Below are 16,225 nucleotides of genomic sequence, written 5' to 3'. Positions count from 1 at the left end.
ACATCTGAATGTATGGAACATCCGGTTAACGGTATGTTCTGTCATTCAAGCGTTCAGGTTTTGCCCTAGTGGTTGCAACCCTGCAAGCTGATCTATGGGATTATTCAGAAGTTGCATTCACAACTCTCTCAATATGGATCGTTAAGTACATCAATTCTTCGTCAGTTAGTTGATACGTGTAGTTGCTTTCAATGAATTTCTTGATTTTCTCCGAGCACTTGTGCGCTGCCGGATACTTTTTCTGAATCATCAGGAACAGTTCATCATCGTTGTTGCTCTTGTAATGTTTTCCCTTCACCAAACGTTGGGCGAAGAACTTCAAATGCGTCACAAAGCGATAAAATGTCAGTGAGTTCTCATCAAAATCAATCTTGAAATGATACTTGATGATTGTCAAGATTTCTTGCATGACCTGGGTCATACTCTTGATGTTGGGCATTTCCTCATTCAACGCTGCATTGACAAAGTGAAGTGCCATAAAACCGGCTTCGTCCTCGGGCAAGATCACACCAAACTGATCACAGATCATATTGAGCGCTTCCATTCCAACTTCATATTCCTCTTTGTATAACTGCTTTGTCTCCCAGATCAAACCGTTGCGTATGGGCAGATTCTTACGATACCGCTCAATGGCAAAGTGAATATGGTCTGTGAGATGTAAGTAGATGCTCTCATTTAATTTCTTGCCAAGTTTTAGCTTGGCGTAAGCGATGATTTCCTCGGATACTTTCATGTATTCCAAAGGAATGCTTGAGATTAATGCCTTGAAGTTTTCCTGAATATCTTCATTCTGTAAAGTAAATATCTTGTCGATATGCTGCTCGGAAACCATATCACCCGCCCGCTTCTGATAAGCAATCCCCCGGCCAATGATAATAACTTCCTGTTGTTCGTCATTCATCGCAACTACAGCATTATTGTTCAGCACCTTCTCGATTTTCACTTTATCACTCCAATATACAGAAAAAGACAAACCAATCCCTTTTCTCAAGGTATACGGCTTTGCCTGATTCAACAGTTACAACCCGATATGTTGTACGCGCTTCCCTCATAATATTACAAATTTCTACACAGTGCAACATAAAGTTAAATTAGCATGACTCCCGATCTAGGTATATATACTCACAGGAGTGAGCAAATCAAGAATTATTTTACAGGGATTCACGGTTTATTGTTTTTGCTTTCTTTCTCCAGTTCCGCTTCAATTCTTCGATTAATCATGTCCATCTGTTCTGAATCCAAACGATCAACTTGAGTGTATTCTTTATCCAACTCGTACTCTTGCGCCTCGCCTTTGTTCATTAGTCCCAGATGATTCTTGATGTCTCGGATATCTTCACGCATATGCATTGTCTGGCGGTATTGGTCCACAACGAGTGCAAAAATAATACCCCCGGCCACTATTGGGCCAAATGGGAGCAGATAACATAAAACAAGACCTATGAGCAAAAATATAACAAAGTACATGATGTAATGCCCCTCCCATATAAGTATCTACTTTGCTAAGATAGACGTTTCTCAGATTACAAATTAAATCGTTCCTGAATTAACTTTGCCACCTCGTCTGGGCTCTTGTATGTGTTATCAATCCTTATGTAGTGTTCATGCGTGATTTCTCCCGCTTCCGAGTTCAGTCGATATTGCTTCATCGTATCAAGTAAATCTCGCTCAGACCACGCAATGTCACGCTTTGTTGGTTTATGTAACAGACGATGCGGACTTTTATTGCGCTCTAGTCTTTCCGATGCATCGGCCTCCAATTCCACATAACAGACCTGACCCCCTTGAGATGTAAACAACTCACTGATCTTACGGATGTATTCACCATCTGACTCCGCGTCCAAAGCCCATACAAATGTGAAAATTAAACCCGGCAGGTCACTCTTCGCCACTTCTTCGAAAATCTCCTGACGGAACAGACTCACCAGTCTTTTGCCTTGTGGTGTGCCATAGCCGAAGAAAGGAGACACCAATTCAATCGTCATGTGGTTATGAAACAATTTTAGCTTTGTTATCTTCTCCAGCTCTTGCCCCACCGTCATCTTGCCCACAGCCTGTGGGCCAAAAATAATCACTAATTTCATTTTCGATCACTCCTGACAAGGTAGTGTTCATTCCATTAATTCAATTTTATGGACATTAAACTCTATGATACCTTCTTTAGGGCAAATAAAAAAGAGGTTTCAAGTGATTCCCTCAGCGCGTGAGGGCTTGAAATCTCTTATCTTAAATTGCATATGTTTATTTTAACTTAACGTCCAATCAGTACCCATCCCCACTTCATCCGGCGCAATCCCATTGCGCAGATCCATGAGATCAGGAGAGCAACAACATAAGATAGGATGATACCCACGCTGAAGTGCCGAGCCAGGTCATCTGTAAATTCACGTCTCCAGAAGAGCAGTACGAGGGGATGCATTAAAAACACACCAAACGCAACTGTACCCAAGGAATCCAGAATATGCGTAGCTTTACGAACTTCAGTATGTTTTCCTGCGCCCAATCGTTCACTAAAGATCAGCAGGAGCAAGCAGGCTGACAACGTAAACAGATTTCGGAACAGGAACAGCACGGTATAGGTTACCACCGGATATGCAGCAAAAGCGGTTTTGATATAAGCATTACCATATATAAAAATGGCACCTCCACCTAACAACGCAGCTATGAGCACATAACGGTGAGTATACAGTTTCTTTAATGCCCACTCAAAGTTCAGCCCAACCCATGCGCCAAATCCAATCACGATCAGATAACTGGGTAACAAACTTCCTGTCCGTTCGAAGTGAAACTGCAAATGTAGTGCATAAAAGATCGCTTGACCCGCAATAAAGAATAATGGCAAATAACGATTAAACAAACGATGGCGTGTAAGGGACAGAAGCCATGGAAAAACGACATAGAATTGAAGAATAATCAGAAAAAAGTACAAGTGCGTATGAGCGGTTCCCATCACTAATTGTTTGGCAAATTGAACACCATGGGTCAAAGGTTCTTTGCCCGCAAGCAACTGTTTAATGGCAAAATAGATAAGGGACCACACCGCATAGGGTACAAATACATAGAATAAACGCTTTTTATAAAAAGCGAGCATCCAACCCTTCTCATTCACCTTGGAGCTGTAGTTGTAGAACAAAACCAGGGATGACAGGAACAGGAACGCTGGAACGGCAAATTGCAAAAACGTGTTCCAGAAATAATACACATCATGATCTAATGTGTTCTTGGGGTAATGCGCAACTGCTGTTGAAGTCGCATGGATCGCTACCACTGCCATAATGGCAAAAGCACGATAGAGATCCAGATACTCAATACGCCGGGGCCGATTAACCGGTTGATTCATAAAGATAACCTCACTTGTGCCTGATATGGGATGATAGTTTCCGGCCGCAATCCAGATTCTATGCTTCATTTTAATCAGCACGCGAGGGTAATACAATCATAATCCATATTATTTTCGTTATATTACATCATTATTCTGCATCATTCGACATTTTCTATCCAGAATCGTTCAACAACGTTGCCATTGGATTCTACATAGTCTACATCCTTGATGCCACCATTTCGAAGGATAACCCTTCTGGAAGGCTCATTAACCGCATCGCATACGATCAATACTTTGGTAATTCCAAGCTCTCTTGTTTTCTCCAAAGAAAGTCTGAGAATTTCGGAACCATAGCCACTTTGCCGCTCTCCTGGACGAATACCATATCCAACATGCCCTCCACTGTTGAACAATTTATCGTTAAGCTCATGTCTTATATTCACGGCACCCACAATTTGTTGACTATCCGTGACCAGCCAGTATGTACTGTCTTTGACCCAGCCTTCCGGGATGTCGATCCCTTGTTCATTGCGCTGCAAAAACGCCAACATCTCATCGAACGCATAAGGATCTTTGGAAATGACCCAAGGTACCATCGATTCTCCACTTCTGACCCAGTCTTCATAAAATGCCAAATACGCATCCTTATAGGCTTTTGATGGTTTAATTAATCTAACGTGTTCTTTCCCCATGATCATTACATCCTCCCAACAGATATTGATATTGCCACGTTCTCTCTTCCAGGACACGACGTTCTTGCTCTTCCATCAAACAGTCATAAAAGATAGCTTTCACTGCATACGTTGCGGCATGCACCGCATGGTCTTTCACATGGGCCGTTGCAGCTGCGTGTCCCGCCGCACGAGATGCAGCAGAGGCAGCGACATTATCGGCTTCCCGTGCAGCAGCATGAGCTGCAAAAGCCGCCTTTCGAGCATCAACCATGGCAATTTCTCCACGGATCCAACCTCTTCCTGCATCAATGGCATCACGGGCGCGGAGATCCTCCGTCTTTTTCTCAAATATATGCAAGACACGTGCCGCACACTCCGCAGCCCAACAGGCCAATGTATGGTGATCCTGTTGCTTAGCCAGATCCTCTATTTCGCGGCGCAAAGGCGCATCTTTGAATGCAGGTTTTGCCATGGTCATGCTCCTTTCATTGTTCAAAAACTACAAATTTACTCTAAGACAGTTTCGAAAAAGGACCTGCGTGTGTGCAGATCCTCTTCAACTGTACATCTTACCACTTATTCTATCATTATACGGACTCTGTCAATGCAGACTGTTGAATATCTCGTTCCTTTTTCGCATCCGTGTCTTTGTACGTGAATCGGTAACTCCCAGATCCAAGTGTGACTTCAACATCGTCCCCAATGTTTTGAATATCCTGAATTCCACTTATCTGATCCAACTGATCCAACGGTTTCCCTTGCTCCAGAACGATCTGTGCACCTGCTCCAGGAAGACGTACCGTACCTCTCGTATTGACAGGAATATGCACTCGTATCTCCATTTCTCCCTCCGCCAGCCGATACCAACTTGAAGCAACTTGACCATACATCGTCTCCAAACTTGCTTCCACCCAATCCAGCCCAGGCCCGGGTTGCGGCTGGATATGCACCATTCGGAATCCTGGCTGATGTTCATCGGACCGAATGCCAGCAACATAACGATACAACCATTCTCCAATCGCACCGTACGCATAGTGGTTAAATGAATTCATATCAGCACTCCAGAGACTTCCATCCTCTTTGATCCCATCCCAATGTTCCCAGACCGTCGTTGCGCCTTGAGTCACCTGATATAACCAGGACGGATAATCCTCTTGAAAAAGTAATGTATAAGCCAGGTCGTGAAGACCCGCATCACTCAATACCGGATTCAGATAAGGTGTACCCACAAAGCCTGTAGTAAGATGATTGCCCGCCTCTTTCACGAGTTTTGCCAATTGTTCGACAGCACGAGTTCGGGCAGTGGCGTCCAACAGGCCAAATTGGAGCGCAAGAACATGTGCTGTTTGCGTGGGAACAGCAATTTTGCCGGCTGGAGTGACAAATTCATTTCGAAACGCATGAACAATGTTTGTATGCAACTGCTTGTAATATTCAGCATCATCTGTCTTTCCAAGTGCCTCAGCTGCTTTTTGAGTTAACAAAACCGAATAGGCATAAAATGCAGTTGCCACATAATCCGTGTCCGTTGCGCCAACATAACTATCAGGCTTGGAATCCAGTCCCAGCCAATCGCCAAAGTGGAATCCCGTGTTCCACAGATTCGGATTGTCACCCTGCACGTGAATGTACTCGATCCACCGCTTCATACTCTCATATTGCTCGGCCAGTAATCTGGCATCCCCATACATCTCATAGATGGTCCATGGACAGATGACTGCTGCATCACCCCAAGCGGCGGAGGAATGACTGGTGTCACCCCATCCTTCTGACGTGGAACTTCTCAGATCCGGAACGAAGAATGGAATACCTCCATCTTCTCCCTGATCCGCTGCCAGATCCCGCAACCATTTTGTGAAGAAGGGTGCCGTATTCATCAGGTAGGAAGACGTGCGGACAAACATCTGTGCATCGCCAGTCCATCCGAGCCGTTCATCCCTCTGTGGACAGTCTGTCGGCACGTCAAGGAAATTCCCTTTTTGCCCCCACAATATATTGTGATGCAGTTGGTTCACCAGTGGACTGGAGCATGAGAACTGACCTGTTTGCTCCATATTCGAGTGCAGCACTATTCCAGTGAATTCATCCAGACAAACGTGTTCCGGGAAGCCAACCAGCTTAACATAACGGAACCCTTGGAACGTAAAATGCGGCTCAAATGTTTCCACGCCATCCCCCTTGCACGTATAGCGAATACACTGCTTGGCGGAGCGAAGATTATCGGTGTAGAAGTTGCCTTCATGATCCAATATCTCAGCATGGTGCAGCTCAACCGTCTGACCGACCTCACCTTGAATGCTGAATCTCACCCATCCCACCATATTCTGCCCCATGTCTATTACACGATCTCCCTGTGGGGTTGTTAAGAAGGCGATTGGCTGTAGTTGTTCGACTTGGGTAACGGGTACGTTCTCCTGCGCAACGATGATATCTTTGGGATGATCCAGTACGTTCACAGGTACCCAATTCGTCTGAGATGAATCCGACCAATCAGACTCCATTCGTGCATCATACGTCTCCCCCATATAGATGTCCGACATACGGATTGCACTAGGAGCAGCGGTCCAATCCCCACCAGATAAAATCCATTCCTCCGATCCATCTGCGTATTTCATATGCAGTTCCAGCAGCAATGCGGACGTTGAACCAAATATCTCCCGTTCTTTGTTCCAGCCGAGATACCCTCGGTACCAGCCATCACCCAGATAAGCGCCTAATATGTTCTGCCCATCCTGAAGTAGATGAGTTACATCATAGGTTTGATATTGTAACCGCTTACGATAAGAGGTCCAGCCAGGTGTAAAATAATCTTCTCCTACTCTTGTGTTGTTCATATGCAACTCGTATAATCCAAGTGCTGTTACATATATTCTGGCAGACGTAACAGGTTGCTTCACATTAAACTGCTTGCGCATACGTGGGCATGACGTATCTCCATCATCTGATGGTTGAGCTGTGATCCATTCTGCTTGCCACTTGTTATGACGATCCATAAGTCCCATCTCGAAATAAGCCGTTTCGGACCAACCCGAATCACTTCCTGCATCATCCCATGCCCGAATCCGGTGGTAGTATCGCGTTTGTGGGGAAGGCTGAAAATGGTTTAATTCCACATGTATGGATTGATCCGTGTTTATCTTGCCAGAATCCCATGCAATCTCATCAAAATCTTCTGACAGGGACAGCTGGATCTGGTATGCGGATTGCATGCAGTTTCGAAGATCAGACTGTAACTGCCAGCTTAATCTCGGTGATTTGACATCAAGGCCTATCGGATTGATTCTATACTCACAGCGAAGGTGACTCACGTTGAACATTAGCAGATCGTCCTTTCCATCTTGGCTTCCCATTCGGGGTTACGATATAATTATATCGATCCTGTTGCCCTAAATACCCGGTTATCAGGACTATTTCATCCGGTGATTCAGCCATCTGTGCGAGGAGGTTGCTTGTGAATTCATCTGTACAACTTATGAAAAGCGAATACTTTCTGCATAATCATCTGCAACTTTTTGTCAATCGTTGCTCTGAAGATTTTGTGCTTCCTTTTCACGCACATGAATTTATTGAGTATAGCTATGTCTCCGAAGGAAAGGGCTTTCATCATATCGGTGAAGATGTCATTCCCGTGAAGAAAGGCATGCTGTTTGTCATTCCTGTTGGTGTTCCTCATGTCTTTCGTCCTGTGAGCACAAACGTAACCGAGCATCCATTAATTATATATAATTGTCTGTTTAATGCTGAATTAATCAACACGCTGACAGCCATCATTCAGGAAAAAGAAATCATTCAACATCTGATGAATCTGGCACAAAATCAAGTTCCTTATATAGCCGTTGTGGATCACAACGACCGGATTGAAGAACTAATGGTGAAGCTGTACCGTGAATCCTCCGTTCCGGGAATCGGTTCCTCTACCATGTTATACACCTTGGTGAGCCAGCTGGTATTGATGACCTACAGACAACTTTATCAAAAGGAACATGATGTAGAGAATCATTCCACCGGTTTTGATTACATTCTTCATTATCTCAAACAACACGTAAGCAATCGTATTCGGATGTCTGATCTGGTCCGTGTATCGGGCTGGAGCGAGAAGCAAATTGGACGAATGTTTCTTCGGCATACTGGACAGACCTTTAGCGGCCACCTGCAACATCTGCGCATACAAAAAAGCTGCGAAATTCTAAAGAATTCACAGCATAAAGTCAGCCTCATTGCAGAGCTGGTCGGATATCGGGATATGGATTCATTCTATGCCGCATTCAAAAAAATAACAGGCGAAACACCTCTCGCCTATCGCAAAAAATCCAGAGCACTGCACTCTGGACAATAAGGTTAACTAACTTTCAGACACTAACAACCTGTAACACTTCATCTATGTATGCCTTGGCTTCTTTCCATGAAGACATCAACGGAAAGTTGTATCGCTCACGCTCCTGTATATTCCACGGATGCGGGATACAGATAACCTTTTTGCCGTCCTCATGCGCGGGAATCAGGTTATGTGCTCCATCATCAATGAGCAGATCGAAACTGAGCAAGTTTTTTCTTTTGCATGTAATAAACTGTTCAGCGGTTATAAAAGGCATGTGCTGTTGAAGCCAGTTCCACTTCTCAACGACTGTTTTTGGTTCTGCTGCCGTCACGACAATGACATCATAAGCATCGTTCAGCTTTCGCATCTCATCTACAACATATTCGTCGTATAATTCCAATTCCTCGAACAGACCCGGCCGACCATAAAATACATCGTGCGTGCTCTCTGGATGACGCAAATGGGATGTATCCCAATGAATCATATCCTCATACCGCAACGGATGGGTCGGGAAGTTGAGGTTGTTGTGATAAATAGCCCGCTTGACCAGATGACATATCGTGTCATCCATATCTACAGCAATAATAGGCTTCTTCATGGTTATCCCTCCCCCGATACGATCACAGTATACCATCCAGTATGTTATGAAGTCATCCTTTTTACCTTGAAGTGCCATTAGCGCTGATGAGAATCCTGCGAGATGATATTAAATAGGCACCCCGATGACGTAACACTAGCTACGCCTGGGGTGCCTATTTAGATTAATCTATTCCAAGTTTTCGCCATTGGAGGCAATGACTTTTTGGTACCAGCCAAAGCTCTTTTTCTTATAACGATTCAATGTGCCTTGTCCATTGTCATCCTGATCCACGTAGATTACGCCATAACGCTTGGACATTTCCGAAGTGGATGCACTGATGATATCAATCGCTCCCCAGTTGGTATATCCCATCAGGTCCACACCATCCATAACGGCTTCTTTCATTTGTGTAATATGTTTTCTCAGATAATCAATACGATAATCATCGTTGATGGAACCGTCTGCTTCAACCGTATCTTTCGCGCCAAGTCCATTCTCCACCACAAACAATGGCAATTGGTAACGATCATACAGTTCTTTCAATGCTACGCGCAGACCGATCGGATCAAGCTGCCAGCCCCACTCCGTACGCTCCAGATTCGGGTTCTTAATTGTACTGTACAGGTTACCACCCGTCACTCCATATTCCTCTGGGTTCACTGCGGACACCAAGGATGTGTAATAACTGAATGAGATGAAGTCAACTGTGTGCTCACGCAGGATCTGCTCATCCCCAGGTTCCATGGCAATGGTAATCCCGTTCTCTGCCCAGTACCGAGCCATGAATGTTGGGTAACTACCACGAACTTGTACATCCGTATGCAGCAGGTTCAGCTGGTTATCGATCTGTGCTTGCAGCACATCCTCTGGCTTCGATGTCGCCGGGTAGTGAATCATGCGTGCAAGCATACATCCGATCTGGAAGTTCGGGTTAATCTGACGTGCTTTTTCTGTTACCAAGCTGCTGGCTACAAATTGATGGTGAAGTGCCTGATAGGAAGCCTGCATCGTATTCTCCACACGGTCTTCAATAATACCTCCGCCTGTGAACGGTTCAATAATGGTTGTGTTAATCTCATTAAACGTCAACCAGTATTTTACTTTGTCTTTGTACCGGGTCATTACGGTTTCCGCATATCTCACAAAATGTCCAATCACTTCACGGCCAGCCCAGCCGTTATATTTCAGTACAAGTGCCATAGGCATCTCATAATGCGAAAGTGTTACCAGTGGTTCGATATCGTATTTCCGGAGTTCATCGAACACTTCGTCATAGAAACGCAATCCCTCTTCATTTGGCTCGGCATCATAACCATTCGGGAAAATACGCGGCCAGTTGATGGACAGTCGGAATGTCTTGAAGCCCAGCTCAGCGAACAGCGCAATATCCTCTTTGAAACGGTGGTAAAAATCAATCCCGTAACGCTTCGGATAACCTTTCGCGCTATGATGTGCCATTGCTTTCTCAACCGTCGCACTGGTAACATGCATCAGTTCTCTAAGGTTGGTGTAGTCCTTTTTCTCAAAATAAGGAACCATGTCGGCCGTCGACCATCCTTTGCCGCCAGCGTCGAATCCACCTTCAGCCTGGTTGGCGGCAATAGCGCCGCCCCATAGAAAACCTTCCGGAAACCCTTGTCGATTAATCATTCGTATCTCTCCTTCTTTAGTTGATATTGTTAGTCCTAAGACGGACAGTTTAGATTTCAGCTTTCAAGACGTCTTCACCCATCGTGATTTCGCCCAATTTCACAGGTAGAACCTGCTTGTAATCTGCCGTATTGGTAACAACCATAGCGGTTGTGATGTCGTATTCTTTTGCAATCTCGGCCAGTTCAAATGTAAGTAACTTGTCTCCAGCCTGTACACGTGCTCCTGTAGCAACATGTGCATCGAAATACTGTCCACGCAGCTTCACCGTGTTAATTCCAACATGAATCAACAATTCCATTCCGTTATCACTGCGGACAACAATCGCATGTTTTGTTTTGAACACATTCATGATGGTACCTGTCACTGGAGATACCAATTCGCCCACCGTTGGAACAAATGCCACACCTTTACCCATCAATTCATCACCAAATGTTGGATCGTTGACTTCTTTGAGCGGGATGGATTTACCTGTCATCGGTGCAACAGCTACTGCATCACTCGTTGGTGTTGGATCGCCCATGTCTTCCACGTTCACGGTTGCGGCGTCATTGGAAGTTACTTTCGCTGGTGCAGAAGAAGCACCTGGTGAGAATTGAGCTAACGCCTCTGCGTCTCCTTCTTCTTCCTTAATACCAAATATCGTAGACATGATTGCACCCACGATAAAGGCCAAAATCATACCCCCAAATGAATACCAGAAGGTCTGTCCGATCAGGGAAGGAAGTCCTGGGAGACCACCGTTACCCGCAAGTACATACGCTTTCGCGCCAAAAGCAAGGGCGAATCCGCCACCTACTGCACTACCAATCATGGCTGCGGCAAATGGTTTTTTGTATTTCATGTTAACGCCGTACATAGCTGGCTCCGTTACACCCATCAGCGCTGTAAAGCTCGTGGACAATGCCACCGTTTTGAGTTTTTTATCTTTTGCCCGGAAGAATACGCCGAGTGTTGCACCAGCCTGACCCATATTGGAGATAAAGGTCAGTGGCAAGAATTTATCAAAACCCAGTGTAGCGATATTACTCAGGATGATCGGCACAAGTGCATAGTGCATTCCTGTCATAATAATGAGCGCCATCGCGCCGCCAAGAACAATACCTGCAATCAATCCGCCTTCATTCAGCAGCCAGTTGATGCCGCCAGACAATCCGCTACCTACAAATGTACCCAATGGACCGATCGCAATCAGCGTTACCGGAACCATAACAAGTAAGGTAATCAGCGGCACAAGCAATAGCTTGAGTGCAGCAGGGATAACGCGGTCAACCCATTTCTCAACATAGGACATCAACCATACTGCAAGAAGAATCGGGATAACCGATGAAGCATAACTTACTGCTGTAACCGGGATTCCCAAGAATCCAACCGATTCACCGCTAGATAACAATGCTGTCATGTCTGGATACATGAGTGCCGTACCTAGTGCAATCGCAACAAACGGGTTACTGCCAAATTTACGAGCAGCGCTGACTGCTATCAGTAAAGGCAGGTAATGGAATACGCCGTCACCGATGGCTGAAAGAATACGATACGTATCCGTTCCGGCAGACATCCAACCTACGGACACGAATAGTGCAAGTAATCCTTTGAGCATACCTGCTGCAGTAATCGCTGGAAGCATTGGGGCAAAGACACCTGCGATTGTTTCAAAAATTTTCAGTACTATATTTTGTTTTTTATCCGACTTAGGCTGTTTATTTTCCGTACTTTGCTGGATCGCTGGATGTTCCTTCACCATGGCATCGAATACTTTTGCCACATCATTACCGATAATGACTTGGAATTGATCGCCGGAAATATTCGTGCCCATGACCTTATCCAGTTTCTTGAGTGAGCCGTTGTCTACTTTCTCGTTGTCTTTTAGATCAAAGCGCAAACGTGTGACGCAGTGATACACTGAATTGATATTTTTGGTTCCCCCAACGGCTTTGATGATTTCCTGCGCCGCTTCCTGATGTTTCATGATGTTTTCCTCCTCATTTTTCCAATAAAAAATACCCGAATGAATATAGCGCAAAATGTGGCGCCATCTCATTCGGGTATTGCCTGATTGAACAGTAACAAGCCCATAGGATATCCAGTTGTGATTTGATTCTATTGCGTGAACTTTTCGTCCCGCTTGGTTTTCATCAAACGTTCCAGATGGAGCGTTAGATATAACTGCTCAGAGTGAGTCATGTCATACTGATAGTTCTTATGGATAAAAGTCTCGATCTTGCCAATACATTTGAATGTCTCCGGATAGTTTTTCCGAACCACTTCATATAAATACTCCTCAGCATCATCATGTGAAGAATGTGTAATGACACGCTGACAGAAATATTTCAAATGGGTGATGAAGCGGAAATAGTTGACGCTATCTTCATCCAATTCGACGTTGAAGTGATATTTGATGATATTCATGATCTCCTGCAACAGCTGCATTAGATGGGTGACATCGTTCATGGAATCATTCACTTCCGCATTGATGAAATGCAATGCAATATTACAGATTTCATCTTTGGGAAACTCAATATCCAGTCTTTCTTTCAACAAGGTCAATGCTTCTCTGGCCACATCGTACTCCGCCTTATAGAAATGTTGAACTTCCCAGGAAAGTGGATTGCGAGTGATCATTCCTTTTTCCAAGCGTTGAACAGCAAAGTGAATGTGATCAGACAGCGAGACATAGATCCCGTCACTGATGGTTTTGTTCAATTGCGTTCGTGCCAGTGTCACAATATCATCTGTTGCCTGCAGAATCTCAATCGGCACTTCAGCTACGATGGATTTGAATTTCTCATAGATCGATGCATCCTGAAGACGAAATACCTTCTCAATCCGCTCTTCATCAATCTCATCGCCTGCTTTGAACTTGAATCCGATACCCCGGCCGAGGATCAGCAGTTCCTGATTTTTGTCATCCACGGTACTGACAATATTGTTATTAAATATCTGTTTAATAATCATTATGGACCCACCTGGTTTTTTTTGAGGAATAAAAAAGGGCAAAACCAAAACAGAAATAATAAAATCATTTCCATCGTGGTTTTGCCCGCATTACCGGTAACAAGCCTCGGATATAATTTATCATAACCTGAAAACGGTGTCAACCTAAAAATAGTACCGCACTATTCCACTTTTTTCGGTCATATGAAACATTTACCTTTTATGTTATGTTGAAATGAAATTAACCTTTGATTTTTAATAATATGACCCAAACTAATCAGGAGGATTCACTTTGAAAAAAATCACTTCGTTTACCGCCGTCATTGCTGCCATCTCGCTATTGTTATCAGCTCCGCCCACCTTGGCCGCAAAATCCAATGAACTCTCGTTGATAGAAAATTACGAGTCCGCTGACCACCTGGATCGGAAGACACAAAAACTTTTGAGTGATGAACTAGTTAAACTCGTGGGGAAACAGACCATTCAATTCACCACAATAGACACATCATTTGATCCATGGGTCATTAACGGAACTATTGATGGAACCGGATTCGCCTATTTCACACAAACATACGACCCTGATACAAATCGTGTCGCGTCCACCCATATCATGTATGATACCGCCGATCTGGATAAAGTCATGGATAATGCGCTGCGCCTGAAACTCGACGCCTTCTTAAAAACATTTGAAGATGAAGATATCTTCATTAAAGGTGGTTTTTGGCGTTTCAAAGCCAATGATCAGGAACATGGACATTTACTCCAAAACTACTGGGTCATCTTTGGACCAAGTCAACAACTTTACATCGATGTGGACAAAGATAATCAAATGTCGGCAATCCTGCAATATAAAATCGATGATGCCTATGCCTGGATGACAAACATAGCACGAAATTCACTCAAAACACTTGGAATCCCCTCAGTAAAAGCTTTTGATTACACCTTATTTACCGTAGAAGGAAAAGATATGTTATGGCAGTATCGGGATGACGACAATCTAAATTACGTACATATCGGCAGCAAGACCGGAAAGGTATGGAAAGTCACCAACGAACTAGGTATCAACTGGAAAAATGATACTGATTTCAAAAAGTCTTTTGCCAAGCCCAAGCTCAGCAAAAACAAAGCACTATCCATCGCTGTACCTACAGTCAGATCTATATTTGGTATTGAGCTAAAAGGTTATTCCGTTCGTATCCAAGAAAACGAATACACCTTTACGAAAAAAGGAGCCACAACGCTTATCGGTAAAATCAATACAAAAGGCGCATTTTATTCGTTTGAAGCTATTCCTTCAAAAGGGGTAAGAAACTAACTTACATAATAAAAAACAAGCGGCTTGAACTCCGATTTCCGGGAGATCGAGTCGCCTTATGTTAATATAAACTCCTTAATCAATCAGCACCCATTTAAAATTGCATAAGAAATACTCCGCTTTTATGACGACAGTCGATTTGATCTTGTCATCATAAAAGCGGAGCCGGTATCATCAATCTACGCTTGACGTGCTTATAAGGCAGCCCTTCTCTCGAAGGGCTTTTCATCATTGTTGGAAGGTCACATTAATTTGTACAATCTCCGAACGGCTACTAGTACGAATTGGAGGTCCCCAGAAGCCAAATCCTGAGGTTACGATGGAGTGCATAGAACCTTTTTGCAGATAACCCCAATCATTCTCGTAAATCGCCTGTGTGATGAACTGAGCAGGCGCAATCTGTCCACGGTGGGTGTGACCAGATACGACCAGATCTACATTGTTTTGCTCCGCAATATCCAGATCATACGGCTGATGATCCATCATAAGCACCGGTTGGCTAAAGTCAGTACCTTGCATTAACGTAGCTACTTCTGCACGATCCTTCTCTGTGCGATCTTTCCGACCAATCAGAGTGATCTTGTCATCCAGAACAATCTTGTCATCGTACAGAACTTGCATGTTGCTTTTCTCCAGCGCAGCGATCAGATCTTCAATCGGACCATCGAACTTATCGTGATTCCCGAGAGAAGCATAGACACCGTATGGTGCCTGAATATCACTGATAATATCGGCAATTCCGCTATTGAGGTACATATCCAGATTGTCATCAATAATATCTCCAGGATACAGCACCAGATCCGGCTTCAATGCATTAATCTCCTCCACCATGCGTTTGGCATGTGCAGGGCCAGACAGAAGTCCGAAGTGCATATCGGCAGCCATGACAATGTTGAGCTTGTCTACACCTTCTACTTTTTTATCAATCTGGATATTATATGTTCTGACTACCGGGCTGTAAGCGTTATAAATTCCATAACCTAATGTGGACACTAATAACACCAGCGTAACGACTCCCGCCCATTTCTGTGTGTGATGTCTAGGAATACGGGTTAATCTCAGCAACCACATCATAAGGTGAACGACGGGCAGGATCAGTAATAACAACGAAAAGATCGCCAGCCAGTAAGAACCGACGATACCGAGGAACGAGATGCTTCCAAATACCCGTGCCAGAATGAAGGAAACGGCAAGGAATACAAGCGCTATAATATACAACCATCGAAATCTGGCGGACACAACTGGCTTCATCCAACTCCAACCGCTCCAGCCTATGTAGAACACTAATAAACCGTATACGACCAAAAACAATATACCTGCTAATACAAACATGCCCGGTCTAACCTCCACGTCAATAAGTTGTATTCTGAATTTTCATCACGGACACAGGTCCGTCTGAACAAGTATAACGTAGTTGATGAGTCAGATCATC

General features: G+C 44.2%; 14 protein-coding genes. 2 read left to right on the top strand and 12 right to left on the bottom strand.

What is annotated here, in order from left to right:
* Window positions 1-100 precede the first annotated feature (100 nt).
* The 7 genes from licT (QF049_RS04530) to QF049_RS04500 form a co-directional block, all read right to left on the bottom strand.
* Window positions 101-943 carry a BglG family transcription antiterminator LicT gene (gene licT / locus QF049_RS04530; protein WP_074095537.1) on the bottom strand — a complete coding sequence of 281 codons (843 nt, stop codon included), beginning with the start codon at window positions 941-943 and terminating at the stop codon, window positions 101-103.
* Window positions 944-1,161: 218 nt separating this feature from the next.
* Window positions 1,162-1,467 (bottom strand): hypothetical protein, encoded by a 306-nt coding sequence (locus QF049_RS04525; protein ID WP_124116346.1) that lies wholly within the window; start codon window positions 1,465-1,467, stop codon window positions 1,162-1,164.
* A 56-nt stretch (window positions 1,468-1,523) separates the two neighbouring features.
* On the bottom strand, window positions 1,524-2,084 hold the full coding sequence (locus QF049_RS04520) for a DEAD/DEAH box helicase family protein (RefSeq protein ID WP_307535155.1): 561 nt from the start codon (window positions 2,082-2,084) through the stop codon (window positions 1,524-1,526).
* A 167-nt stretch (window positions 2,085-2,251) separates the two neighbouring features.
* Complete coding sequence (locus tag QF049_RS04515) at window positions 2,252-3,409, bottom strand: acyltransferase (RefSeq protein ID WP_307535153.1); 1,158 nt, start codon at window positions 3,407-3,409, stop codon at window positions 2,252-2,254.
* Between the two features lie 71 nt (window positions 3,410-3,480).
* Complete coding sequence (locus QF049_RS04510; protein ID WP_307535151.1) at window positions 3,481-4,020, bottom strand: GNAT family N-acetyltransferase; 540 nt, start codon at window positions 4,018-4,020, stop codon at window positions 3,481-3,483.
* Window positions 3,995-4,468: a putative immunity protein gene (locus tag QF049_RS04505; RefSeq protein WP_307535149.1), complete on the bottom strand. Its 474-nt coding sequence runs from the start codon at window positions 4,466-4,468 to the stop codon at window positions 3,995-3,997. Before QF049_RS04505 ends, QF049_RS04510 begins: the two co-directional genes overlap by 26 nt.
* A 115-nt stretch (window positions 4,469-4,583) precedes the next feature.
* Window positions 4,584-7,313, bottom strand: coding sequence for a family 78 glycoside hydrolase catalytic domain (locus tag QF049_RS04500; protein WP_373428215.1), 2,730 nt, complete (start codon window positions 7,311-7,313; stop codon window positions 4,584-4,586).
* A gap of 134 nt (window positions 7,314-7,447) precedes the next feature.
* On the opposite strand from QF049_RS04500, the gene QF049_RS04495 reads away from it, so the two are divergent.
* Window positions 7,448-8,332 carry an AraC family transcriptional regulator gene (locus tag QF049_RS04495; protein ID WP_307535145.1) on the top strand — a complete coding sequence of 295 codons (885 nt, stop codon included), beginning with the start codon at window positions 7,448-7,450 and terminating at the stop codon, window positions 8,330-8,332.
* Window positions 8,333-8,345: 13 nt separating this feature from the next.
* On the opposite strand, the gene QF049_RS04490 is transcribed toward QF049_RS04495, so the two are convergent.
* From QF049_RS04490 to licT (QF049_RS04475), 4 genes are all read right to left on the bottom strand, one after another.
* A complete protein-coding gene (locus QF049_RS04490; protein ID WP_307535143.1) occupies window positions 8,346-8,912 on the bottom strand; it encodes a 5' nucleotidase, NT5C type in 567 nt (188 codons plus the stop codon).
* A gap of 168 nt (window positions 8,913-9,080) precedes the next feature.
* On the bottom strand, window positions 9,081-10,544 hold the full coding sequence (locus QF049_RS04485) for a glycoside hydrolase family 1 protein (protein ID WP_307535141.1): 1,464 nt from the start codon (window positions 10,542-10,544) through the stop codon (window positions 9,081-9,083).
* A gap of 49 nt (window positions 10,545-10,593) precedes the next feature.
* Complete coding sequence (locus QF049_RS04480) at window positions 10,594-12,513, bottom strand: beta-glucoside-specific PTS transporter subunit IIABC (protein WP_307535139.1); 1,920 nt, start codon at window positions 12,511-12,513, stop codon at window positions 10,594-10,596.
* Between the two features lie 131 nt (window positions 12,514-12,644).
* Window positions 12,645-13,499 (bottom strand): BglG family transcription antiterminator LicT, encoded by an 855-nt coding sequence (gene licT, locus QF049_RS04475; RefSeq protein WP_307535137.1) that lies wholly within the window; start codon window positions 13,497-13,499, stop codon window positions 12,645-12,647.
* A 271-nt stretch (window positions 13,500-13,770) separates the two neighbouring features.
* Here licT (QF049_RS04475) and QF049_RS04470 point away from each other — a divergent pair, with 271 nt between their 5' ends.
* Window positions 13,771-14,793 carry a hypothetical protein gene (locus QF049_RS04470; protein WP_307535135.1) on the top strand — a complete coding sequence of 341 codons (1,023 nt, stop codon included), beginning with the start codon at window positions 13,771-13,773 and terminating at the stop codon, window positions 14,791-14,793.
* 228 nt (window positions 14,794-15,021) lie between these two features.
* Here QF049_RS04470 and QF049_RS04465 read toward each other — a convergent pair whose 3' ends face one another.
* Window positions 15,022-16,125: a metallophosphoesterase gene (locus tag QF049_RS04465; RefSeq protein ID WP_307535133.1), complete on the bottom strand. Its 1,104-nt coding sequence runs from the start codon at window positions 16,123-16,125 to the stop codon at window positions 15,022-15,024.
* Window positions 16,126-16,225 lie beyond the last annotated feature (100 nt).

The organism is Paenibacillus sp. W4I10 (genome assembly GCF_030816325.1).
In the GTDB taxonomy this organism is placed as follows: Bacteria; Bacillota; Bacilli; order Paenibacillales; family Paenibacillaceae; genus Paenibacillus; species Paenibacillus amylolyticus_B.
Note: the sequence above shows the minus strand (reverse complement) of the source record. Positions and strands in the feature narration are given on the sequence as shown.

Coding starts and splice junctions, on each gene's coding strand:
- QF049_RS04500 (WP_373428215.1), bottom strand. CDS start 7,313: ATGTTCAACGTGAGTCACCTTCGCTGTGAGTATAGAATCAATCCGATA.
- QF049_RS04480 (WP_307535139.1), bottom strand. CDS start 12,513: ATGAAACATCAGGAAGCGGCGCAGGAAATCATCAAAGCCGTTGGGGGA.
- QF049_RS04485 (WP_307535141.1), bottom strand. CDS start 10,544: ATGATTAATCGACAAGGGTTTCCGGAAGGTTTTCTATGGGGCGGCGCT.
- QF049_RS04465 (WP_307535133.1), bottom strand. CDS start 16,125: ATGTTTGTATTAGCAGGTATATTGTTTTTGGTCGTATACGGTTTATTA.
- QF049_RS04490 (WP_307535143.1), bottom strand. CDS start 8,912: ATGAAGAAGCCTATTATTGCTGTAGATATGGATGACACGATATGTCAT.
- licT (WP_307535137.1), bottom strand. CDS start 13,499: ATGATTATTAAACAGATATTTAATAACAATATTGTCAGTACCGTGGAT.
- QF049_RS04505 (WP_307535149.1), bottom strand. CDS start 4,468: ATGGCAAAACCTGCATTCAAAGATGCGCCTTTGCGCCGCGAAATAGAG.
- QF049_RS04515 (WP_307535153.1), bottom strand. CDS start 3,409: ATGAAGCATAGAATCTGGATTGCGGCCGGAAACTATCATCCCATATCA.
- QF049_RS04525 (WP_124116346.1), bottom strand. CDS start 1,467: ATGTACTTTGTTATATTTTTGCTCATAGGTCTTGTTTTATGTTATCTG.
- QF049_RS04510 (WP_307535151.1), bottom strand. CDS start 4,020: ATGATCATGGGGAAAGAACACGTTAGATTAATTAAACCATCAAAAGCC.
- QF049_RS04520 (WP_307535155.1), bottom strand. CDS start 2,084: ATGAAATTAGTGATTATTTTTGGCCCACAGGCTGTGGGCAAGATGACG.